We start from the raw sequence: 21,781 nt of genomic DNA on the forward strand, positions 1-21,781 counted from the left end.
TTCGAACTTTTTCGCGATGCCCACCGTTCCCATCCTCATGCCCCAGCTCGGCGAGTCCATTGCCGAGGCGACCGTCGTCCAAATGCACGTCAAGGTGGGCGACGAAGTCTGGGCGGACCAGGAAGTCATTGAGGTGGAAACGAACAAAGCCGTGATGAGCGTCACCACGCTCTGCAATGGCATCGTTGCGGAAATCCGTGCCACTGAGGGCGAATCCTACGCCGTGGGCAGTATTCTTGGTTTACTCGAAGTGACGGAGGAAGAGGTGACGCGCACCGGCGTGGACACGATGGAGTCGCTGGAAGCGAAGCGCAGCATGCCCAGCCAGTCAGCTGCGGCCTCCGATTCGAAGGAAAGCAACCTCCACTTCGCCGTGGATGGTGATGACTACGAGGAAGCGCCTGCAGTCGTGCCATCGGTGAAGGGCTTGCCAGTGCCGACCGGAACGATGGGTGCGCATTACATTTCGCCGCGCATGCGCGCCCGGATGGACGACATGGGACTGCGGGAGGCGGACATTTCCGCAGTCGTCGGAACCGGAGCAGGCGGTCGCGTAACCGTTGAAGATTTGGAGCGTTTCCTGGACTATCTTCAGGATTGGCCAAGCTCGACCGCCTCGCCGATGCGATTGGCGGTGGCTGATGCGATGCGCCGCAGTTGGACCCGCCCGCTGGCAAATGTCGGCATTCCAGTCTTGCTGGATCGGGTGCTGGATCATCGCCGGGCCCAATCCCCGAAACCGGGCCTCACTCTTTACTTGTTGCGTGCGTTTGCCTTGGCGCTGGCGGAGCAGCCGAAAACCGCCGGTTATTTCATCGGCGAAAAAATCGTCCATCCACGGTCATTTGATATCGGGGTGGCGGTTCAAGTCGATGACGGAGTGGTGGTTCCAACTTTGCGCAAGGTGGACCAATTGCCGCTGAAAGACCTCGTTGCGATTTACGATGATCTGGTCGATCGCGCCCGCCGCCGACGACTCACCGAGGCGGATACCAAGGGTGGTATCGCGACCGTCACCAACTTCGGCACCTTTGGACTCACTTCCGGCATGCCGATCCCGCTGCCCAATGAAACCCTGATTTTAGGAATCGGGGCAGGGGTGAAGAAACCGGTCTGGAGCGATCAGGTGGAAGCGTTCCTACCTGCGACCGAGGCCGGGTTGTTTCTCACCTTCGATCACCGCGTCGTCGATGGCGGTGGCGCAGGTTTGTTGCTCAAACGGGTTTGCGAACTGCTACAACACCCGGAATCCCTTTAAGCCGATCTCGTGGAAAACCCGGACAAAATTGGTAAAATCGATATCCCGAAAAAGGCGATCTATCGCCTTTCGATTTACCACCGGTGTCTTCAAAAACTGCACGATAACAACGTCGAGACCGTTTCCTCCACGACTCTTGCCAGGGCTGCTGGCGTGAAACCGGCGCAACTGCGCAAGGACCTCGCCTATTTCGGCCAATTCGGCACCCGTGGCTTGGGATACCCGGTAGAAATCCTTTCCAACATCATCCGTGAAACGCTCGGTCGCGAGCACTTGCAGCCGGTGATTTTGGTCGGAGCGGGTAATCTGGGTTCGGCTTTGCTGCGTTATCAAGGTTTCGGTCGCGAAGGTTTCGAAGTGGTCGCCGCGTTTGACTCGATGCCTGAGGCGGCGATTGCCCGGGGGGTGATGATTCCCGTGATTTCGATCGACCGGCTGGAGGAGTTCATCGAGGAACGCGCCATCAAACTCGCCATCCTCTGCGTGCCGGTGGAGGCGGCGCAGTCCATTGCCAATCGACTGGTCAACGCCGGGGTCCAAGGCATTCTCAACTTCTCACCCATCGTTCTGGAGGTGACCGAAGAAGTGACGGTGAACAACGTCGATCTTGCACTTGAGCTGGAACATCTCGGATATTTCATCCGCTGATATGAAAAAGTCCCCCGGCCAGCCCCAGAAAACGGCAAGCTCCAGCGCTCCGCCCGCGAAGGAAACGGAGATTTCCGTCGAGGCATTTGTCGGCGCTGCGCTGCAGAAATATCAGGCGGCGCTGATCAGCTACGTCATCACGATTGTGCGCGACCCGGAGCGTGCGCGGGTTGTCGTTCGCGACACGTTCATTCGCCTGTGCCAGCAGGATTTTTCGAAAGTAAAAACCGATCTCAAAGTCTGGCTTTTGATCAATGGCCGGGATGCGGCATTACAGGTTTCACAGAAAGGAAAGCCTAGCCAGCCACCGGACGAGATCCGATGGCAGCGGGTTGCCGGACCGGATTTGTCGGCAGATGAAAAGTTTCTGCAAGACGAGCGATTCACCAAAATCATGCAGCTTCTCGATCAACTTCCGATCAAACAGCGGGAGGTTCTCATTCTTCATTGCCAGCAACGGATGAATGCTCTGGAGATTTCCAAAATCACCGGACTGTCCTCCTCCCAAACAAAAGTCCATCTGCACGCAGGCCTGAAAAGGATGGGAGAATTGCTGCCTAACGATTTGAAAATCTGAAACATGGTTTATCATCAATCATCGCCCATGTTTCGCCCATGACACTGACTCCGGAAGATCCACGCCTCACCTCCTATCTGTTAGGAGAACTGTCGCCTGAAGAAGCCGCAGCCGTTGAGAAGGCTGTAGCTGAAGACCCGAAGCTGCAGGCCGCTTTGTCGAAATTTGATGATATTCGCGAATTGATCGGGGATTCCCTGATGCGGAATGATTATCAATTGCACGCGGATCAGCAGGATGCTGTCCGGCGGAGCGCGGTCCTGGCCGACCGGACGCGGAAGCTCACACCCGCACCGGTAGCCGTTCGAAAGTTTCCGATCAAACCCGTGCTGATTGCATTGGGAACGGTCGCTGTGGTCGTCATTCTCGGAGCCGTGATTTTCGGCGGATCGAAGGATCAACCGGTGGCTTCATCCGGATCGCCAGAAGCCTCTACTCCAGACGAATCCGTTGCTGCACCCGCCTTGCCGAAATTTGCCATTGGCCCGGACAATCCCAGTGGATTCAGTGCAGCGCCAGTCTTGGAAAACCGCCCGGATGAGGCTGAGTTTCCGCCGCTTCTTTTTCGCAACCCAATCGCTGCCAGCGAATCGCCAGTGCTGTCGTTGCCGATTCGTTCCGGTCATACGAGCCTCGATTGGGTGAGCAATTTCATTCACCAAAACAGCAAATTGCCGCCGGTTAATTCCGTTCGGATCGAAGAGTTTCTGAACGCATTCGAGTTGTTACCAGCGGGAAGTGCCGCCATCGCCAAGGGGGTTTCCTTGTCGGCCGAAGCCATTTCCTGCCCATGGAAACCATCCGCCGTTCTCCTGATTGTATCGTTGCGCGGTGCGCCGAATGCCAATCATGAAGTCACGGCGAGTTTCCGGGCGGACCCGACGATGGTTTCCCATTATCGCTTGCTCGGCTATTCGCCGATGTCGGGTGAGGGGAAGGATCTTCCGATGACAACCCAGGTTCCTGCGAAATCGATGGTGACGCTGGCCTTGGTGATTGAGCCGCAGGGGGTGGCGAAAAATTTCGGAACATTGGATTGGACCGTCGATCACGAGAGCGCTCCAGCGGTGCCGATGGTTTTCAATCCATCAAATGAACCTTCGGACGATGCCCGATTTGCGGCTCTGGTTTGCACTTACGGGCAATGGTTGGCTGGCGATCAACGGGGGATCATCGACACTGAAATCGTGGCGGCGATGGCCCGTGAGGTCGCCTCGGAATCCATTTCCCCGGAACGATACAGTTTTCTGGAATTGATCGATCGCTCACTGAGCCTGTGAGCCACCGCTTAGTTGGGCAGAGTGGTTTTACCGTCTGACTCAAGCAACGTGGGTTCCACGACTTTCAAGCGGCGAATCTCGAGCTCTTCGCGCTGGGTATTGGCTGATTCGATCAAGCTCGAAAAATCCACATCGGCGATTGCCGGACAATGAGGTTGGATTTCCTGCAAGGCGACCCAGAGCAATTTTTTGCCGCAGATCCCAAGTTCGAGCATCTCAAGCGCTTCCATAAATCCAAGCTCGGGCGGGTTGAGACCGTCCCACATCATCTTCAGGCGTCCAACTTTCATCGACAAATCACCGCTGGCTTGGGCGAGCCGGTTCTGGCTCATGTTCAGCGTTTTGAGTAAACGCGTGAGTTGATCGAAATCTGATTTCACCTGCAGTCGCAGGTTGCGATAGAATGAAGTGTCATCCGGAGCATTTTTCCGATTCGCGAGATCTTCCAACAATTGTAGTGCGCCAGTGGCACCGGCTAAATGGTCGTTGAGATAGCGTTCGAGATTGGATGAATTCATAAGACAGCGGCCTTTTAGCAAGCGATATGCCAGTGCCCATGTTCGTCCCGGTTTGCCGCTTCTTGGAGTGGTCGTTTGGCTCGAGAGATTTCAGGAATGGGCCTTCTGCCATTCGCTCAAATCATTCAATCGGCTGCCGCGCTGGAGTCCGGAGATTCAGCGGTAGAAGGATCAGAAGGCCGGAAAGGAAAAACAAGCCATTGATGCCAATCGCGATCCGGTAGCCGAATGCCCATGCAAGGCAACCAAAAACGAGGGTGCCAATCACGCCGGCAAGTTTGGTAAAAAATCCCCAGTAGCCGAAAAATTCGCCGCTTCGGCCGTCGGGTGTGAGTGTGGAAACCACTGCCCGACCTGCGGATTGCAACGACCCCATTGCAATTCCCGCCAGAATACCAATGACGTAGAATTCAACTTTCGTCTGACAGAGTGCAGCCCAGACGCAGATGCCGATCCATAGAATGAGGGAAATGATCAAGGCAGGTTTTGCACCCGCTTTGTCCTGCAAAAATCCAAAGCCAAAAGCGCCCGCTGCGCCTGCAAGCTGTAGAACAACAAACAGTCCGATGATCTCTTCATCGGCCATGCCTAAAACCTTTTTGGCGAAGATTGAGGCAAACCCGACAACTGCGACTAAGCCGGAGGTAAAAAGCGTTAGCGAAAGGAACAGAATCGAGAGTGTGCGGTGTTGGCGTAAAACTCCGAGGGAGCCGACGTTGGTCTTCCAGCCAGCTGACCAAACCGTTTCTCCCGGGGCCAGGTTATGAGGCTTGGCCCGCTCTTTGAGAAAGAAAAGTGTAGGAAGGCTGGCTAACATGAAGAACAGCCCGGTCATGACGAAGGTCCACGGCACCCTGCCATCGCCGCTTTTTACGATCGCAAGCGCGATGACAAGGCTGAGTAATCCGCCGAAATAGCCAAAACTCCATCCGTAGCCGGAAATTTTTCCTGATGTTTCCGGAGTACTGATTTCCGGTAAAAATCCCGCGCAGAGGTTTTCGCTCAGGGAGAACGCAATGTTGGCGATCACGACGGTGATCAAAGCAGGCCAGATTTCGCCCGGTCCAACAAAGTAAAGTGCCATCGTGGCCAAAGAACAGACCACCGATGTCATCATCAAATAGGATTTTTTGCGGGCCTTGACGTCAGCCATCGCTCCAATCAATGGCGATAGTAGAATGACAACAACTTGAGAGGAAGAAAGGGCGAAGCCCCACCAGGCGGCAGCGCTGGGAGATCCTCCAGCGACGATTTTCTCGAAATAAACCGCGTAAATCACCGTGATGATCACCGTGGTGAACGAGGAGTTGGCGAAATCGAAACAGCACCATCCGAAAATTTCCCGTTTCTTCACCGGGCCAGGGTCCGCCAAGGCGTGTTGATTCATTGGCGGGAGTAAAGCCGTGAAAATGTGGGGGCGCAAGCCGACAAAAATGACAGGAAAGCCCCTATCACTTTCATCTCAAGGCAACGTAAGTGCCGGTCAGAGTGACCGCCGTTTCACCATTTTCCTCGATCAAAACCGTGAGTTTGATGCGGGATTTGCCCTTTTGGTGGAAGATTTTGAGAAATTTCGCCAGTTTCTTTGGATCTGGGGCCAGGCAAGTCGCGCGTAGTTCGCCGCGCACGGGTTTTTGGTAGGAGATGGTGCTGTCCCGGATCACGATGTGGGCATCTCGATCGCCAAGAGCGATCCAAAGGAATGTGTAGCCGGCGAGGGTTGCCAAGGCACTCAGGCTGCCACCAAATGCGGTGCCCAGGTGATTATGGTTTGGCTCCAAGGGAGCACAGAGAGTCAGTTCCGTATCGTTGACTGCCACCACTTGGACGCCCATGGCACGAGAAAGCGGGATTTTCTCATGCAGGAATTTCTGCAGCTCCAAGCTCGAATCGGTGGGAGTCATCGGAATCGTGAATCAAGGCAGGGGCTGCGCATCAATGGCATCCTTTGGAACGTTTGGAAGACGCTTCATTTTCCGGGCTGCCACTTGCTTGCGCAGTTGTTGAATGAAAAGTCGAAACAGTTGATCCAGAACTAGTCCTGTCAGCAATCCGGCAAGAGCTCCGGCGAGCGCGCCCGCGCCAATCGCGATCCAAGATTGGATGGGAATATCGAAAATTTTCACGGCGAGCCAAGTGCACACGCAGCCAGCAGGCAATCCGGCGACAACTCCGCATTGCAGAAAAAAGGCACGGATTCCATGGGAATATTTGCCGCTTTTGAAGCCGATCACCAATGAGGAGGAGATCACGCCAAGCGCCATCAGGGCGGAGAGGATGAGGCACGCAAACAAGCCAATCGCGATCCCGACACCCATCAGGACCAGCACGATCAGCAAGGCAATGAGGCCAAAAACAACCATGAGACTTTTGAACTGAGATTAGCCACGATTCGCGATCCCGGCGGCCAGCAGTTTATCGACGTGCTTTGCCAAAAGATCGGCTTCGAGATTTACCGGTTGGCCGGATTTGGCGGCGCGCAGGTGAGTGTGATCCCACGTGTGCGGGGTGATCCAGAAAACCGCCGAGTTCGGCAGAAGCTCGGCGATGGTCAGAGAGATCCCATCGATCGCCAGTGAGCCTTTGTCGATGCAGAGGCGGTGGATTTCGGGGGGGAGGCTGATTTCCAGTCGGTGATCGTTTCCGCTGGGTTCGATGGAGGCGATGCTGCCGGTCGCATCGACGTGGCCTTGGACGAAATGCCCGCCAAGCCGATCGCCAACACGGAGTGCTCGCTCCAGATTGACCACGGAACCGGTGGTTAGATGACCGAGGGAGGTGACTTTCAAAGTCTGGGCTAACAAGTCAAACGCGACTCCTGTTTCTTCGAACGAGGAGACTGTGAGGCAGCAGCCATTGACCGCGACCGAGTCTCCCAAGGCTAGTTCCTGGGAAAACGGGATATCCAGAGTGAGTTTGGCTTGGTCGCCCAGTGATACGAGACTGAGAACGCGGCCGGTGGCTTCGACAAGACCGGTGAACATGGCAATTACGGGTGTTCGGGCTGAAGGTTTTTAACCTCCGGAGTAGGGGGTTCAGCCGTAGCACTGGTTTCGTGCGTGGCTTCCATGCCCTCGACTGGCTCGAACATTTTGTCAATGCCCCGGTCTGGGAAGAACATCATGCAGGTGGCCACCAGAATGGTAGGGATCAGGGCACCGAGCATCAGTTTTCCGGGGGATACACCATCACCGAAGAAACGGCCGAGCAAGGCCTGTCCGGCAGGGTTCGGAGCATTGGCGATGACCGTGAGGCCACCACCGGTGACGGCACCCGCGAGCACCGCGTATTTCAAGTGGGGCGAAAGCCCTTCCACCTGGCTGGCGAGGAAGGTGATGGCGGCGTTGTCGTTGAAAGAGGTGAGGATCGTGGAGCCGATAAAGAGTGGCCATTCCTTCAGGCTGGAAATGATCGGGGCAAGCCACCAGCCCTGCAGTCCACCGTGGATCACCAGACCGCCCAAGAAGAAACCGACCAAAATGGGGCCGCGCAGATTGATGTCGTGTTGGTGGTGCGCCGTGGCTTGGGAGAAGGCGAGGAAGAATAAGAAGCCGCCAATGAAGAGTGGTGGGTAGTGGGAAAACGCTACAGTCCACGCCATGAACGCGAGGTGAGTGATGATGACAAACGGAGGAACCCGGCGCTCCTTGACGATCAGATCGCCTTTGCCATCACCATCGTGATCACCCGCGCGTGATGCCATTTGGCCGAGTTCCTTGCGGAAAAACAGGTAATAGATCGTGCTGGAAACCACGATGGAGAAGACTGCTTTGTCACCGTAGTGCAAAAGCATCTCAAAGGTGGTAAGACCCCACTTTTGCGCGACCATCAGAACAGGCGGAGCGGCAAAGTTGGTCAGAACTCCACCTACGGAAATGTTCACAAAGAGCAGACCGAGAGTGGCATAGGCGAACTTTGGAGATGGCTTGAGGCTGTAGAACTTTTTCGCCAGCAGCATGGCTGCGATGGTCATGGCTCCTGGCTCCGTGATGAATGAGCCGAGAAGCGGGGCGACGATCATGATGGAGAGCCACCAGGCCGCAGGAGTTTGTTTGCCGATCCGGGCGAATCCACTGAGGCAGGATTCAGCGAAACGCAGGATGGGGCGGGTGGAGGCCAGCGCCATGATGATGATGACGAATAGGGGTTCGGTGTAATTGACCCCCATGAAGTAAGCCTTCACCGTATTGAGATCGTAGTAGCCAAACATCGCGACGATCAGGACGAGCACCCAGATGCCGAAGATGGCTTCCACCTCGCCTAGGAAATGCAGGGCGGTGGCCTTGAAACTGACCATATCTCCCGCTACCGCCGCTTCTCCTTCTGCGGCTTTGAGCCGGCGAATCTTCGCATCATGCTCGTGTTGCACGTGATGCGCGCGCTTGGTGATCGGAATCGCGAAGAAAGTGTGGACGATGGCGAGCAGGAAAATGATCGTTGCGACTAACAGAAACGGCTGTTCCTTGGCACGGAAGGCGAGGCGTTCCCCGATGCTATCCAGGCCTTTGGCTTTTTCCAACTCATTGAAGTGACTCATTTCTGTCACGAAGGCCGGCTCAGCAAGATGAGATTCGGCTGCCCGGACCGGTGAGTGGAACGTGAGAAAGAGAGTGGCGAGGAGCAGGAGAAAGCGTTTCGTCATGGTGTCAGGGAATTCCCACGGGTTTCATACGAGCAAGGGTAGGAAAGGGCAAGGCAAACCGGACCGGCAGACTCAGCGACGAGCACAAACCGAGATGGAGCCGAAATGTTGGGAATGGTTGCTATTTTCTTGGCTTGTAAGTGAAACGCTTATTTTCACTCAGGATTTCAACCGATTGTAAGATAGTTTGTGATGTTGCATGTTAGATGCATGACATTTGATCAGTGTTCCCCCCAACTGCGGATATCATTTCGGCATACTTCATCTTGTATTTCAGCCCTAGGGCTGGAGCGAAGAATGGAGCGATCTGGTAATTTGTCAGCGAATGTTAGCTGGGTGATAGAGAACCAAGTTTCAAGTGGTATCATGGTTCTTGGAAAATGTGGGCAGATAGGTCTAACAGCCATTTCGAAGCTGATAGACATTTGTAAGGAATGGTCACCAATTCGCAGAAATTCGACTGTTCAATATGGTCGGATCTTTTTCGATTCAGATAGTCTGAAAGTCCGAATGGTTTGAAATTAGAGGGGTTACAGGCGGTCTTACAGTACCTTGTATACGAGTGTTTGTTCGACCAGTATTTGCAGCAATCTAACAATCAGTCCTGCGGGTATGGCCATAAATAGCGAACAGAATGATGAAAGTCTCCACAGCAGCTGGAAAGGCTCCCGTGCACAGCTTGCATTCCCGGAAACAACTCATCCTGCGCGATTTGATCGCAATCTAACGGTTTCCATCGTTGGCATTGGTGGCTCAGAGGGTGGGCTGTTACCTCTTCAAGAATTACTGTCCACCTTGGAGACTCCGACGGGGTTGACTTTCATCGTTGTGGCTCATGGAGCTTTTGAAGCGGAATGCCCGTTTGTTGAAGGGCTCCGGCGTTTCACTGCCATGCCGGTGCGACTGGTGAAGGATTCAGCGGTGTTAGAGCCGGATCATGTTTATGTGGTGCCAGCCGGTAGCTACGTATCGATCAAAAATGATTTACTTCAAGTCAACGACATGAAGTGGCCCGAGGGCAGTCACATGACCTTGGATTTATTTTTTCGGGCTTTGGCGGATGCCCACCGCCACCGGTCCGTTGCAATTGTTCTTTCAGGAGCACAAGACGACGGCTCGATTGGTTTGAAAAGAATCAAAGAACGTGGTGGATTGACGATCTGCCAAGATCCCTCCGAAGCGGAACATGCGAGAATGCCCCGGGCTGCCATAGCGACGGGGATGGTCGATCGCGTTGTGAAAGTGGCGGATATGCCAGATCTGTTGCTGAAATTTAAACAAGGCCAGAATGAGCTCTATACTGCGGATCGCATCGGCAAAGGGGCTGATCATGATTTCGCAAGCAGTGATGGGAATGATGACGTTATCTGGCGAATTCTGATGTATTTGAAAGACCGGATTGGCCTCGAGTTCAGCCGTTGCAAGCAACATCATATCAGGCAACGTGTGAGCAGGCGGATATGGCTCAATAAAGCTCAAGATGGATTGGCATATCTTGAGATGCTCAAACAGCGACCCGCGGAAACTACGGCATTATTGAGAGATTTGTTGGTCGGCTTCACGAACTATTTCAATGCCGAAGAATTCATTCGGTCACTTGAAATTCAGATTCCCGGCATGATCGAAAATCATTCAGGACGAACCATCCGCGTTTGGGTACCCGCATGTTATACCGGTGAGGAAGCTTACACGGTTGCCATGTTATTAAGCGGTCATGCAGCGAAATTGGAGCAACCTCCGTCCATCCAGGTATTTGCAACGGATCTAGACCAGGCTGCACTCAACTTTGCGCGTGAAGGGAGATATATGGAAATGCCAGGTCTCGATTTTTGTGCAGAGCAGATCCAACAATATTTTGAACGATGCAATAATGGATTTCGAGTCAAGAAATCGATCCGTGATATGGTTTTGTTTGCGCGCCATGATCTATTCATTGAGCCACCATTTTCACAGATGGATCTGATATCATGCTACGATCTCGTACTCGGATACGTAGAAGGACCTTCAGAGCAGATAATGGCGATTCTCCGTAATGCACTGCGTCTTGGCGGGAAATTAATTCCTCACAGTAAAACGGACGAATTTGCGGAATCGATGAACCGCGAAGCGATTCGTATGGAGCGGGACACCCATTCATTCAGTCGATGCGAGGAAATCAATCAAGGCGGGATGAACGCTCAGGCGTCCCGAAACAATTTCCCAATCCTTTGTGAAACAACTGGAGTTTCTGAGAACGGGGCTACGGAATATCAGTCGGTTGATGGGTTGATGAATTCACCACACGCCGAGAATTCCCTGACTCCGGATATCATTGAGCAGTTAACACCACCCATCATGATCATCGGACCGGATTACCGGATCGTCAATAGGTCTAAAAAAGCAATCAAGTTTCTGCAGCGGAAGAGCGGGCGTGAAAGTGGGAATTTACTGCAAGATATCCGTCCCGAAATACGGGCGAATTTGGCAGAGGCTCTCCATCGTGCAGAGCAGACTGAAAAGAAATTAATTCTCTCAAATGCAGAATATTATGAGAACGGAAATCGCATTTGGATAGAGATCGCAGTTCATCCGACGCAACCAGCGATGAAAGGATTCCGTTTGGTGGCGTTCCGGGAGCTGGGGGCTGCATTGACGGCTTGGCCGAGTGTTGAATTCGTTCAGCCAATGATATCATCTCAAATTGGTCGGCCGACTCAGACTGCTGAACCCTGCCAGCAGCAGAATCATGAGATTACTGAGAAGCAGACTAGACAGATTCGTTCGTTGAAAAGCGCGAACAAGCAAATCGCATCTGCAAATCGGGAGTTGAAGAAAAAGCTGGATGATTTGAAGCGGAATAACATCGAATTGAAAAATTTGATGGCGTCTACCAAAATTGCCAAATTGTTTTTGGATACCAAATTACGCGTCAGCCGTTCAACCCCGTCGTCCACTGGTATTTTTGACTTTCCTCAATCTGATATAGGTCGGCCATTTTGTGAACTGACCCATCAATTGGAATATCCTGAAATTCATTCAGACGCAGCTCATGTTCTACGGTCCTTATCCTTGATTGAACGTGAAGCGAGAGATTTGCGCGGTCATTGGTTTTTGGTCAGACTATTTCCATATCGAACGACAGAAGATCTGATCGCCGGGGTGGTCATCACTTGCGTGGATATCACGGAACGGAAAAAAGCCGAGGAAGCTCATCGCTGGCTGTCTGCGATCGTCGAGTCTTCCAATGATGCGATTTTCAGTTTCAATATGGATGGCAAAATCATCAGTTGGAATCGCGGGGCGGAACGAATTTTCGGCTATACAGCAGAGGAAACCGTAGGGCGAGAGCAGTCGATTCTCGCTCCGAAGCAATATCAAGCTGAGTTGATTGACATGCTCGAAAAGTTGCGCGACGGAGAGGCCATAGATCAGTTTCAGACCATTCGTCGGTGCAAGAACGGGAAGCTGATTGATGTTTCTCTATCGGCAGCTGTGATGAGAAATGAGGCCGGCGAGATTGTGGCGGCAACGGCGATTGCCCAGGATGTCACCGAAAGGAATCAGGCAGTTAGAGATTTGGAGAAAGCCCGGGATGAATTGGAACATCGGGTTGAGGAGCGCACCGCAGAGTTGCAACGACGAGTCCGGCAACTGGGAAAAATGGCGGCAGAACTGACGTTCGCCGAGCAACGCGAACGAAAGCGCATGGCTCATGTTTTACATGACGGTCTTCAGCAAATGCTGGTTGCTGCTAAAATGCGCGCGGAATCTTTAAATATGCAGTGTCCTGGTGATCGTTCGCCTGAAGTCACTTCATTGGTCGAACTGATGGATGAGGCACTGGCCTGTTCACGATCACTGGCAATTGAACTTTCTCCTCCGATTCTGTCTGAAGGCCTTCCCAAAGCCTTGGAGTGGCTATGCAAGATATGGTTGATGGATCGCTATCATCTGAAGGTTGATTTGCATCTTGATATGTCTCTTGACGCTGAGGGCGAGAATCTGAGGAATCTGATATTTCTATCGGTCAAGGAGCTGCTTTTCAATGTCGTGAAACATTCGGGCGTTCTGGAGGCGACCGTTGATCTTTATAAAGTGGGCGAGTCTGAACTGTGCGTGCTTGTTCAAGATTATGGCGTTGGTTTTCAAACCGGCGCCACGGGATTGAAGTCCCGTGCAGCCTCAGGATTCGGACTTTTAGGTCTGCGCGAACGCCTGGAAATGTTGGGCGGAGCATTTAAAATCGAACGAAATCGATCTCGTGGAGTCAAAGCAACCATCACTGCGCCCCGCGCCAAATCCTTTCAATGAACTCATTCGAAACCTCAAAATCATAAATCAGTGAAACGTGTATTTATCATCGATGATCATCCAATCTTGCGGGAGGGATTACGCCGTCTTTTGGAAAGTCAGCCAGGATTTGAAATATGTGGAGAAGCCAGCGTGGCGGCAGGTCTAACCGAACGCATTCTCCAATTGAAGCCTGATCTGTTGATCATGGATATTGCACTGCCGGACAAAAGCGGTTTGGAGCTTATTAAAGATTTACAATCGATTGGATCGAATGTGCCAATTCTCGTCTTTTCCATGCATGATGAAATGCTCTATGCAGAACGTGCCCTGCGTGCTGGAGCCAAAGGTTATTTGATGAAAGGCTCGGGAGCTGACTCTTTGGCAACCGCCATTAAAACCGTAGTTGCGGGTAATCATTACCTGAGCCAACGCGTTTCTTCCCATATCCTGGCAAGTTTGTCAGGAAAGCGAAAAGCTGGAAATCTTCCAATCGAGCGGTTGACCGATCGTGAGTTGCAGATTTTTGAATTAATCGGTCGTGGTGCCACCGTGGCCCGGATCGCGGAACAGCTGCATATCAGCCCAAAAACGGTGGAAGCTCACCGTGGGAATATGAAGACCAAGTTGGATTTGGCGGATGCTGCACGGCTGATGCGTGAGGCGGTGATTTGGGTTGAACTCTCAGCGGGATAAATCGCTTCGAAGAATCACCAGCTCGTCTGCTACCGCCGCGCATCACTCAGCGACGGCGGTAGCAGAGTCATCTTGGGAGCTGCTCAATGGCTGCGATTCAACCGCGTGGATCAGCCCCCGGTAGGCTATGATTCCTGCGATGTAGAGGACGGCGGTTGTTAGGAAAATTTGCCAATAAGGTAAGTCATGTGTGCGTAGTAGCTGGAAACAGCGAGCCGCAAGCCACCAGGAACCGCTCCATATCGCACCGCTGCAGGCACTCATCAGCTCGCGATTTCTTTCCCCGACATAGGTCATGGTGAGCTCACTGGTCGAGGGGCCAGCCATGCTCATCAAGGGTTGCCGAAAAATGAAGCAACACACGGCCAGAGGAAGTGCCCAGAAGGCCGTTTTGAGCAATTCGGTAAGTCCCATTACCATCAAAATCAAAACCGCTATGGATTGCACCCCGATGATGGCGCCTTTCCACCCGAGCCTGCGTTTCACCTCGGGCACGATCAACCCGGCGATTAACACCATCACACTGCTGATCGACCCGAAACCTGAATAGGCTTTTGAGCTGAGGTGGTGCACATGCCGGAAAAACAAGCTCATGAATTGAATGCTCAATCCGGCGCCAGTCGCGATGCAAAGCGTCGGAACTAGAGCCTTGGCGAGAATCGGCCAATCTTCGCGATGAATATGCAACCAATGCTGGGTGGGTTTTTGGCTTGCGACGGGGTTTGGCAGTCGCGCGTAAACGAAAGGAGCTACTGATGCAATCAAGGTAAGTATCAAGAGGGTCGCATGCTCATCGAAAACAAGGGTCATGCCTGCGATCTGCATTTGCCCCAATGATTGGAGAGCGGTTGATAAAATTCCTCCGCAGACACTGGCACCAGCCCAAGTCGCGAAAAGCAGGCTGAGTGCTTCGCTCGATTGCTCGGATGGCGCCAATCGCAATGTCATCGGCAAACTTGCGACGTTCAGTAACAAGTTGGCGAATCCCATGCAGAGAAATGCGATGGAGGCTGCGGACATCATTCCCAAACGGACCGTCTCCAGGGCTACAAGTGCAGAGACCGGAAATAGAATCGAGCCCAGGAGGAGGGGAGTCTTCAAGGGTTTGCCACGCAGCCAAAGTCCTGCGGGAAGAGCGAGAAACAAAGTGGCTAGAAATCGCTGGGAGCCGAGCGCTGCGATTGCGGGGTCATCCAAGCCACAACCCTGGAGGAAAAGATTGAGTAGCAAGAATTGCGCAGTGGTGATCAAATTGATCAGAAACTGACCGCTGGCGAATAAAATCACTGGGCGAGGTAAGTCGCGGTATCTTTCCAACCAAGCAGGGAGTTGCGGCATGCCGCCGCTTTCATGATCGGCAATTTCCGTGGAAGCAAGGGATTTGAGTGATGGCTGCGAGATCGGGAGGTGCCAACCCATGATTTGGGGCAAAGGGCTATCGATTCCGCCATAAATCCCAATGACTCGCTTCCTGTGCACTGTTCTTGACCTGTGCTATTTCGCAAAGTAGTTGCTGATATGCTTTCCCCTTCGCCTGCGTCTTTTCCTCCTGCTCCGCCGCCACCGCTTCCTCCTTCTCAATTTGGCGTGCCTGCGGGTGGGCATGAGGAAGCATCACTCCACCCGGACGTGATAGATTTTCTGGAACGAGTAAAACGAGGTGAGCGTGTGATCACGATACCTTATGTGCTTTCGATCCTGATTCTAACATTACAGCGCAGTATGGGAGGGATTCATTATGTGAACTCATCGAACTGGCCGATGGGACGCATAATCATCGCTACGATCGTTACCTCCATTTTTGGTTGGTGGGGGTTGCCGTTTGGACCCATTTTCTCGCTAATATCTTTGTATTATCTTTGGTTCGGTGGGCGCGATCAAACTCGCACCATGCTGAAATCCATGGTTGGCCCAGTGGAAGCCAGTCGAATTCTCGCTAATGCTGTAAAGCCGAAGCCTACAGCCGGAATTTGGATCATTCGAACCATTATCGTATTAGATATTTACGCAGTCGTTCAATTATTTCTAACGATCATACAGGGTGCATGATGGAATTGAAAAATTTACACTGAAACGTCGGTCCTAATCCGCCTAACCATTGGCGGCGATCGATGAGTCGCCCAGATGGATTGATCGTTTGGTCAAGGATTTGATGTTGAGCCGATTTTTCAAAAGCCATTTTTGGCTAGAAGAATTCATTGATGGATGCTTTGGAGGCAATCTGAAATCTAGTATCTCAACTTGTGGACCGGGAATGAAAAGTGATTAGGTTTCAACCGCCGGATAAAGATCATCATTCGGATCTTGTCAGGGAATGGCGATGATTTGTAATCCGGTGACGCCAGTCCAGCCGCCTTCGAGATCGCCGCGCCAATCGATTTGGATGTCTTTGGAAGTGTTATCTGGGAAAATGACGAAGTTTCCTATCGTGGCTTGCTCCGGTGATATTCCACCGGATTGGGAAAATCGGCCATCCACCCATCCGAGCTGGTAGTAACAATCCTTGCTGGTTTTTGAGCTGCTTGAGTTCGATGTGAGTGTTACTTTACCCTTACCTCCATTGTCGTCCGCTCCTAGATAGACATAAACTTGGTATTTTTTGTAGGGGATGTTTTGAATCGTAAGGGTTCCGCCTGCCTGAATGTATCCTTTTTGCAGTTTCAGATTTTCGTTTTTGAAACCCCAATCTCGTCCTGTTTTGGATCTCCAATCGTTGTCTCCAGCAGGGACTTTCCATTCCAACTTGGTTGGTGTTGGCTGTCCCTGATCGTCGATCGCGTGATCGACCGATCCTTTTGCTCCTGTTAGATTGTTCCAGTTTCTTTGCGAAACCATTGGTTCGCCTGTTAGGTCAGTGGATTTCAGGATCGTCGATTCGTCATCATTAACTGAAAAATTGAGTCCAATCGCTTGCGTGATGAGTCCGGGTATCGTTCCAGGCGGAGCCATCGTGTAGTCGGGTACGGGATTTTTCGCAAAGACTCTCACGTAATCGATCCACATGTCGGAACCTTCCTGATACCGGCTGAGATCGATTTTCCAGCCGCTGATGCCGCCGATAGCATAGTTGATTAAAAAACAGTGCGGGTATTGTTTTGATATTTCACCTGTGGGGTGGCGAAACACTTCAATATTATCAAAATAATAAATGGTATCCTGAAGATCGATTTTACAGCCGTAGGTGTGAAAGGTGGTGGACCAATACGACTTGCCGCCTAGCTCCATGATTTTTGCTACCGTGTTCGGGTGCTCTTTTTTGCTGCCGTCAGCATTGAATTGACCCCAAAAGTGACCGACGATGGAATAGCCAGGATGATTCGGGTTGCCTTTTCCGACACCGCCATAGGCTTCTACAATATCGAGTTCGTCACCACGGGTGCCGGGATCCAAATGGGTGATGGTCCAAAAGGCGGGCCAAGTACCGATGGCGGATTGGGCGGTAAAACGGCATTCAAGATAGCACGGAGCTTTCGCCCAAATACCTTTGCCATCCATGTTTACGGAGGCAATGAGACCCGTTCGGCCCTGCGGCGAGCGTGAATCCTTGCGCGCTGCAATCTTCAGCCAGGTGCCAGTTTGAGAAAATGGTTCGCCATCCTCGAGATCATCACTGAATGGCCAGCCACTGAAGTCGCCGAATCTCGGCTTGTGTGCCATGTAGGTGGCATTTCGGCCGTCATTGGAAATGGACGGACTTTGATCAAAGTCGTCGGCGAAGATCAATTCCATGCCTAGTGCTGGATCAGGAATGTTATTTGGAATTCCCTGATTCCATTTCACACCACCGGTATTGAATAGTTGAAGTTCACAAACATCTCTTTTGCCGGCTGCGTTTTCGGCCATGATGCGGATATTGATAGGACCGTTGGGAAATTGATCCGCTCGAAAAACAAATGAGCCGTTTCCCCCAGCGTCCAAGCGAATCCCATCTGGACTTAGATTCTGATCGTGTCCCCATGGATTTGGAAATTGAGAAGTGGGTTGCTGCCAGCAAAATGCGGAAGCGTGCTCCATTCCACTGGCCTTGAACTGGATTGGCACATCGCCGCGAATTTCTGAGCGATACGCGGGGCTGGATACTCGAATGGATTGAATCCAGTTTTCTCCACCCGTGTCCTGGCCATAATTGAATTCGGTGTATTCGTCCGATTGGGCACTGGCCAAATGGACGGAAATCACCAGAATCGGGAAGATCGAGCAGATCCGCCGGCATATCGATTTCACCATGAAATCTATTTACGCGACGGTCTTGCGATGTGTTGCAATTTACGAAACGAAAGAATCAAACCTAAAACCACCGTGCCTGCGACTAGGCCCGTCAAACCATTCAACAAAGGTGGAACTATTTTTGCGAGCCAAACTGCAGATGCTCCACCATGGGTGATTGATTCCAGTATGGCTTCGATCGCGTGGTGAATGGGAGGTATGCCATGAGAGATGATGCCGCCACCAACAAGAAACATGGCGGCAGTTCCTGCGACCGAGAGGAGTTTCATCAAAAATGGTGCAAACCAGAGAATCGATTTTCCGATGCTGCGGGCGGCTGATGAATCGCGTTGACTCAGATAGAGTCCAGCGTCGTCAAGTTTCACAATTCCGGCCACCAAGCCATAGACCCCAGCGGTCATGACCACGGCGATGATGCTGAGAACAAGCAGTTGGGGAAGGAATCCCTTACCTTCCACAGTGCCGAGTGTGATGGCAATGATCTCGGCTGATAGAACAAAATCCGTTCGGATCGCTCCCTTGACCTTGTCGGATTCTGATTCGGGCTTTTCCTCGAGTTGGGTCAGCTTCTTGACGGCAACTTCATGGTCCTTGGGCTGGCGGTGAAAGAGCAAATGGTGGAGTTTTTCGCAACCTTCAAAACACAGATAAAGCCCGCCGACCATGAGCAGAGGGGTGATTCCCCATGGAGCAAAGGTCCCGATGACTAATGCGAGGGGGACGAGGATGAGTTTATTGATGAATGATCCTTTCGCCACCGCCCAAACCACGGGCAGTTCACGTTTTGAAACGACACCGCTGACCTGTTCGGCATTGAGTGCCAGATCGTCGCCTAACACCCCGGCTGTTTTTGAGGCGGCCTTTTTGCTGAGAATTGAGACGTCATCGAGGATCGATGCGATGTCGTCGAGAAGGGTAAGGAGACTGCCTGCGGCCATATAAAGATCATGTCCTCCATGGTTAGGTCATGGGCAAGTCACAAAAAACAAAAGTCGTCCGGCATTGTCAGGCGAGATCGGCATCCATTTACAATCAAGAGACTGACAGGAGAGCGATCTAACGCGTCTAGGTGTCAGCGCTCACGGAGGAAGGATTCTGCTTGAGAAGTCTCAACCGGCAATTGTGGATCGCGAATTTTGGAATAGGTGTATGCCGCCCGGATGGCGATCGCATAAAAGAGAATGTCGATCGGAGAGAACATGGCGACGAGAACGTCGTAAGAAGCAGCATAGTTGAAATGGAGATAGGTATTCAAAAAGCCGAGACCATTTTCCTTTGCGACGAATCCGATTCCAGAAAGCACGTTTCCCGCGACACATCCAAGGATGGCAAATCCCACACCAATCATACTGTAAGCTGTCGTGTGTCCGCGTCCCATGAGTCGGATTAAAAATCCGATCAGTGCGCCGACTCCAATTGCCATGTAGCCGATTTGGTAACCTGTATAGACCGTGACCATGGTCCAAATAGCCGCTCCTAAAACGGCACCGATTGCTCCTCCGGCGATGGCCAAAACAATGTTTCCTTTCATGCTCTCGTCGCGGAACGCTAGGCGGCTATCGTTGAGGTGGAAGCCTAAAAGCAATTGAATGGGTGAATTCCCGTAAGACAGATGTCGACATTTCCCGGGATTCGTTCGTCGCCGGATCAATGAGCCTGCACAGCGAAAGGCGGCTGGTGCTTGCAGAAGCTCACTTTTCCGTCCATGCTCCAAGAGCATGATCCCAACTCCTAACCAACTGTTCTCGCGGTTTGAGCGCGGAGAAATCGAACGTGATGAACTCCAAGCCATGATGGCGATTCACGCGCGCGAATTGATCGGCGAAATGGAGGAGGATTATCGAAATCCGGCCGCGGCTTTGATGGAGAGCCTCTTGGCAAGGCGTGCGGTTGGCCGTTTGGTAAGGCAGCATAGCGGCCGATTGGTGCGTGAGGTTTTGGAGGCACTTTCCGAGGTCGAGGATTTTCCTCCGGCAAAGTATTTATGGAATGCGTCGCATCCGGATGTTCCGCTGCATTGCTATTTCCGAATTCGGCGGGCACCGATGTTTCGCATCGTCTCGTTGGAGCTGGAGCGCGAAAAGGTTTTGGTTGCTACCGAATATGGCTCAGTCGCCAAAGGCTTGGCGACCAAACGCTCATTCACCTTGAAGCGGGATGTGGCTTGGCGGCTTGTGGTGGTTTAGTCCGTAGCCACAAGCGCGGCCCCAAAGTGAGGCAGGCTACCGAGAGGCCTCCTGCCAAACCCCACCACACTCCGCGGGTTCCCAGGTGGAAATGAAATCCGAGCGCGATGGCAAGTGGAAGTCCGACCAGCCAATAGGAGATGAACCCCATGAGTGCTGGCACGTGGGCATCGTGTAATCCACGCAGCATGGCTCCGGAAACCACCTGAAGGCTATCGACCAATTGGAAAATCCCGACAATGATCAAGAGGGAGGCAGCCAGCGAAATGACCTCTTTGTTAGAAATGAAGAGGCTTGTTAGATTTTTCCCAAATAACAAAAATGTGGCTGCCGTCATGAGGGCGATGATCGTTGCCAGCAGCCAGCCGGAGATGGCGATAGGACGCAATTGGTGATCCAGCCCGGCTCCATTGGCTTCGCCGATACGGACGGTCAGCGCCATTGATAGACCGAGTGGGATCATGAAAGCGGTGGCGGCACACGTGATGGCTACCTGATGCGCGGCCATCGGCGTGGAGCCGAATCGACCAATGATAAGGCCGGAGGTAGAAAAGGCCGCGACCTCGCATAGCATGTGGAGACTGGCTGGCCAGCCGATGCCGAGCAGGCGGCGTATGGCGGTGAAATCCGGCCGTCGGAACCAACGATAGGGGACCCATTCCCGCAAGCCGTGGGCATGCAGCAACCAGACAATCATGGCAATCAAGACGAGTGTTCTGGAGATGAAAGTGGCTGTTGCGGCTCCAGTCAGTTTCATCGCTGGAAAGCCGAAGTGACCATAGATCAGCAACCAGTTTAGGCCGATATTGAGGGCGACACCTGACATGAAAATCCAGAACGGTGGCCATGGCCGGTTCAGGGCATCGGCATGATTTTTCAAAGCCAAAGCGGCCAGTCCCGGTATGATCGAAGCCATGAGAATTCGGAAAAACGCAGGCGTCCTTGCGGTCACAGCTTCAGGTTGACCGAATAGGTCCAGTCGCAATGAGATCAGCCAAGCCGCCGCGAACAACAGGGTGCCGATTGCTAGAGCGAGGTACGTTCCGTTGCGACAACTGGCACGGGCAGCTTCAGGGTCATTCGATCCTTTTGCGTTTGAGGTAAAAACCGAAACGGCGGTGAGGAGCCCAATGCCAAAGACAAAGGGCACGTGAAATACGGCGTTGGCAAAAGTGAGCGCAGCGAGCTCGGTAACGCCGAGTTTACCGATCATGACGGTGTCCGCCACTCCGAGCAGCATCTGGCTGAGTTGGCCGATGATGAGCGGGAAGGCGAGACGTAGGGTGCGTTTTGATTCGTGGACCAGATGCATGGGTTCGGCGGTCATTCGCCGCCAGGCAGCGGAGGTGTGAGGCCGCGAAGCCCGGATGTCCAAGATAATCGTTCGTGAGCCTTGTCCTTGATCTTGTGGAAATTGTGGCGATCAAGACTATTTAGAGCAACCTGAGATTCTCGCGCGAACTGCATCTTTGCGTTCGAG

19 protein-coding genes are annotated in these 21,781 nt (G+C 52.6%); 8 read left to right on the forward strand and 11 right to left on the reverse strand.

Translation table 11 applies throughout. From position 1 onward, the window contains the following. Positions 1 to 16: 16 nt before the first annotated feature. From JIN85_RS00825 to JIN85_RS00840, 4 genes are read left to right on the forward strand one after another with little or no spacing between them, the layout of a single operon-like run. A complete protein-coding gene (locus tag JIN85_RS00825) occupies positions 17 to 1,258 on the forward strand; it encodes a dihydrolipoamide acetyltransferase family protein (RefSeq protein ID WP_200266619.1) in 1,242 nt (413 codons plus the stop codon). Positions 1,259 to 1,267: 9 nt separating this feature from the next. Next, the gene (locus JIN85_RS00830; RefSeq protein ID WP_325107826.1) at positions 1,268 to 1,906 is read left to right on the forward strand and encodes a redox-sensing transcriptional repressor Rex; all 639 of its coding nucleotides are present in this window, start codon (positions 1,268 to 1,270) and stop codon (positions 1,904 to 1,906) included. A gap of 1 nt (position 1,907) precedes the next feature. Further along, complete coding sequence (locus JIN85_RS00835) at positions 1,908 to 2,483, forward strand: RNA polymerase sigma factor (protein ID WP_200266621.1); 576 nt, start codon at positions 1,908 to 1,910, stop codon at positions 2,481 to 2,483. A 38-nt stretch (positions 2,484 to 2,521) separates the two neighbouring features. Further along, positions 2,522 to 3,763, forward strand: a complete 1,242-nt coding sequence (locus tag JIN85_RS00840) for a VWA domain-containing protein (protein ID WP_200266623.1) — start codon at positions 2,522 to 2,524, stop codon at positions 3,761 to 3,763. Positions 3,764 to 3,771: 8 nt separating this feature from the next. Here the strand turns inward: JIN85_RS00840 and JIN85_RS00845 are convergent, their stop codons facing one another. From JIN85_RS00845 to JIN85_RS00870, 6 genes are all read right to left on the reverse strand, one after another. Next, positions 3,772 to 4,281 carry a hypothetical protein gene (locus tag JIN85_RS00845; protein WP_200266625.1) on the reverse strand — a complete coding sequence of 170 codons (510 nt, stop codon included), beginning with the start codon at positions 4,279 to 4,281 and terminating at the stop codon, positions 3,772 to 3,774. A 121-nt stretch (positions 4,282 to 4,402) separates the two neighbouring features. After that, on the reverse strand, positions 4,403 to 5,668 hold the full coding sequence (locus tag JIN85_RS00850; protein WP_200266627.1) for an MFS transporter: 1,266 nt from the start codon (positions 5,666 to 5,668) through the stop codon (positions 4,403 to 4,405). Positions 5,669 to 5,738: 70 nt separating this feature from the next. Further along, positions 5,739 to 6,185, reverse strand: a complete 447-nt coding sequence (locus JIN85_RS00855) for a thioesterase domain-containing protein (protein WP_200266629.1) — start codon at positions 6,183 to 6,185, stop codon at positions 5,739 to 5,741. Positions 6,186 to 6,197: 12 nt separating this feature from the next. Continuing rightward, on the reverse strand, positions 6,198 to 6,644 hold the full coding sequence (locus tag JIN85_RS00860; RefSeq protein ID WP_200266631.1) for a hypothetical protein: 447 nt from the start codon (positions 6,642 to 6,644) through the stop codon (positions 6,198 to 6,200). An 18-nt stretch (positions 6,645 to 6,662) separates the two neighbouring features. Next, positions 6,663 to 7,265 (reverse strand): riboflavin synthase, encoded by a 603-nt coding sequence (locus tag JIN85_RS00865; protein WP_200266633.1) that lies wholly within the window; start codon positions 7,263 to 7,265, stop codon positions 6,663 to 6,665. Positions 7,266 to 7,270: 5 nt separating this feature from the next. Next, entirely contained in the window at positions 7,271 to 8,923 is a 1,653-nt protein-coding gene (locus JIN85_RS00870) for a putative Na+/H+ antiporter (RefSeq protein WP_200266635.1), read from the reverse strand. A 612-nt stretch (positions 8,924 to 9,535) separates the two neighbouring features. Here JIN85_RS00870 and JIN85_RS00875 point away from each other — a divergent pair. Both JIN85_RS00875 and JIN85_RS21840 read left to right on the forward strand, forming a co-directional pair. After that, a complete protein-coding gene (locus tag JIN85_RS00875; protein WP_200266637.1) occupies positions 9,536 to 13,213 on the forward strand; it encodes a chemotaxis protein CheB in 3,678 nt (1,225 codons plus the stop codon). Between the two features lie 30 nt (positions 13,214 to 13,243). Beyond that, positions 13,244 to 13,888 carry a response regulator gene (locus JIN85_RS21840; RefSeq protein WP_200266639.1) on the forward strand — a complete coding sequence of 215 codons (645 nt, stop codon included), beginning with the start codon at positions 13,244 to 13,246 and terminating at the stop codon, positions 13,886 to 13,888. Positions 13,889 to 13,930: 42 nt separating this feature from the next. On the opposite strand, the gene JIN85_RS00885 is transcribed toward JIN85_RS21840, so the two are convergent. Further along, positions 13,931 to 15,307 (reverse strand): MFS transporter, encoded by a 1,377-nt coding sequence (locus JIN85_RS00885; RefSeq protein WP_200266641.1) that lies wholly within the window; start codon positions 15,305 to 15,307, stop codon positions 13,931 to 13,933. 99 nt (positions 15,308 to 15,406) lie between these two features. Between JIN85_RS00885 and JIN85_RS00890 the strand changes: the two genes are divergently transcribed. Next, positions 15,407 to 15,937, forward strand: a complete 531-nt coding sequence (locus JIN85_RS00890) for a hypothetical protein (RefSeq protein WP_200266643.1) — start codon at positions 15,407 to 15,409, stop codon at positions 15,935 to 15,937. Positions 15,938 to 16,195: 258 nt separating this feature from the next. On the opposite strand, the gene JIN85_RS00895 is transcribed toward JIN85_RS00890, so the two are convergent. From JIN85_RS00895 to JIN85_RS00905, 3 genes are all read right to left on the reverse strand, one after another. After that, entirely contained in the window at positions 16,196 to 18,115 is a 1,920-nt protein-coding gene (locus JIN85_RS00895; protein WP_200266645.1) for a glycoside hydrolase family 16 protein, read from the reverse strand. Between the two features lie 5 nt (positions 18,116 to 18,120). After that, a complete protein-coding gene (locus JIN85_RS00900; RefSeq protein WP_200266647.1) occupies positions 18,121 to 19,053 on the reverse strand; it encodes a DUF808 domain-containing protein in 933 nt (310 codons plus the stop codon). A gap of 134 nt (positions 19,054 to 19,187) precedes the next feature. Further along, positions 19,188 to 19,646: a hypothetical protein gene (locus JIN85_RS00905; RefSeq protein ID WP_200266649.1), complete on the reverse strand. Its 459-nt coding sequence runs from the start codon at positions 19,644 to 19,646 to the stop codon at positions 19,188 to 19,190. A 187-nt stretch (positions 19,647 to 19,833) separates the two neighbouring features. Between JIN85_RS00905 and JIN85_RS00910 the strand changes: the two genes are divergently transcribed. Continuing rightward, positions 19,834 to 20,301 carry a hypothetical protein gene (locus JIN85_RS00910; protein ID WP_200266651.1) on the forward strand — a complete coding sequence of 156 codons (468 nt, stop codon included), beginning with the start codon at positions 19,834 to 19,836 and terminating at the stop codon, positions 20,299 to 20,301. Here JIN85_RS00910 and JIN85_RS00915 read toward each other — a convergent pair. Continuing rightward, positions 20,258 to 21,628 carry an MATE family efflux transporter gene (locus JIN85_RS00915; RefSeq protein WP_200266653.1) on the reverse strand — a complete coding sequence of 457 codons (1,371 nt, stop codon included), beginning with the start codon at positions 21,626 to 21,628 and terminating at the stop codon, positions 20,258 to 20,260. The genes JIN85_RS00910 and JIN85_RS00915 overlap by 44 nt on opposite strands. Positions 21,629 to 21,781 lie beyond the last annotated feature (153 nt).

Source organism: Luteolibacter pohnpeiensis (genome assembly GCF_016595435.1).
GTDB classification, from domain to species: Bacteria; Verrucomicrobiota; Verrucomicrobiia; order Verrucomicrobiales; family Akkermansiaceae; genus Luteolibacter; species Luteolibacter pohnpeiensis.

Excerpts from the sequence above, each read along its gene's own strand:
- JIN85_RS00875 (WP_200266637.1), top strand. The coding sequence starts at position 9,536 with ATGGCCATAAATAGCGAACAGAATGATGAAAGTCTCCACAGCAGCTGG.
- JIN85_RS00850 (WP_200266627.1), bottom strand. The coding sequence starts at position 5,668 with ATGAATCAACACGCCTTGGCGGACCCTGGCCCGGTGAAGAAACGGGAA.
- JIN85_RS00855 (WP_200266629.1), bottom strand. The coding sequence starts at position 6,185 with ATGACTCCCACCGATTCGAGCTTGGAGCTGCAGAAATTCCTGCATGAG.
- JIN85_RS00835 (WP_200266621.1), top strand. The coding sequence starts at position 1,908 with ATGAAAAAGTCCCCCGGCCAGCCCCAGAAAACGGCAAGCTCCAGCGCT.
- JIN85_RS00905 (WP_200266649.1), bottom strand. The coding sequence starts at position 19,646 with ATGAAAGGAAACATTGTTTTGGCCATCGCCGGAGGAGCAATCGGTGCC.
- JIN85_RS00860 (WP_200266631.1), bottom strand. The coding sequence starts at position 6,644 with ATGGTTGTTTTTGGCCTCATTGCCTTGCTGATCGTGCTGGTCCTGATG.
- JIN85_RS00885 (WP_200266641.1), bottom strand. The coding sequence starts at position 15,307 with ATGGGTTGGCACCTCCCGATCTCGCAGCCATCACTCAAATCCCTTGCT.
- JIN85_RS00865 (WP_200266633.1), bottom strand. The coding sequence starts at position 7,265 with ATGTTCACCGGTCTTGTCGAAGCCACCGGCCGCGTTCTCAGTCTCGTA.
- JIN85_RS00870 (WP_200266635.1), bottom strand. The coding sequence starts at position 8,923 with ATGACGAAACGCTTTCTCCTGCTCCTCGCCACTCTCTTTCTCACGTTC.
- JIN85_RS00895 (WP_200266645.1), bottom strand. The coding sequence starts at position 18,115 with ATGGTGAAATCGATATGCCGGCGGATCTGCTCGATCTTCCCGATTCTG.
- JIN85_RS00845 (WP_200266625.1), bottom strand. The coding sequence starts at position 4,281 with ATGAATTCATCCAATCTCGAACGCTATCTCAACGACCATTTAGCCGGT.
- JIN85_RS00910 (WP_200266651.1), top strand. The coding sequence starts at position 19,834 with ATGATCCCAACTCCTAACCAACTGTTCTCGCGGTTTGAGCGCGGAGAA.
- JIN85_RS00915 (WP_200266653.1), bottom strand. The coding sequence starts at position 21,628 with ATGACCGCCGAACCCATGCATCTGGTCCACGAATCAAAACGCACCCTA.
- JIN85_RS00900 (WP_200266647.1), bottom strand. The coding sequence starts at position 19,053 with ATGGCCGCAGGCAGTCTCCTTACCCTTCTCGACGACATCGCATCGATC.
- JIN85_RS00890 (WP_200266643.1), top strand. The coding sequence starts at position 15,407 with ATGCTTTCCCCTTCGCCTGCGTCTTTTCCTCCTGCTCCGCCGCCACCG.
- JIN85_RS00825 (WP_200266619.1), top strand. The coding sequence starts at position 17 with ATGCCCACCGTTCCCATCCTCATGCCCCAGCTCGGCGAGTCCATTGCC.
- JIN85_RS00840 (WP_200266623.1), top strand. The coding sequence starts at position 2,522 with ATGACACTGACTCCGGAAGATCCACGCCTCACCTCCTATCTGTTAGGA.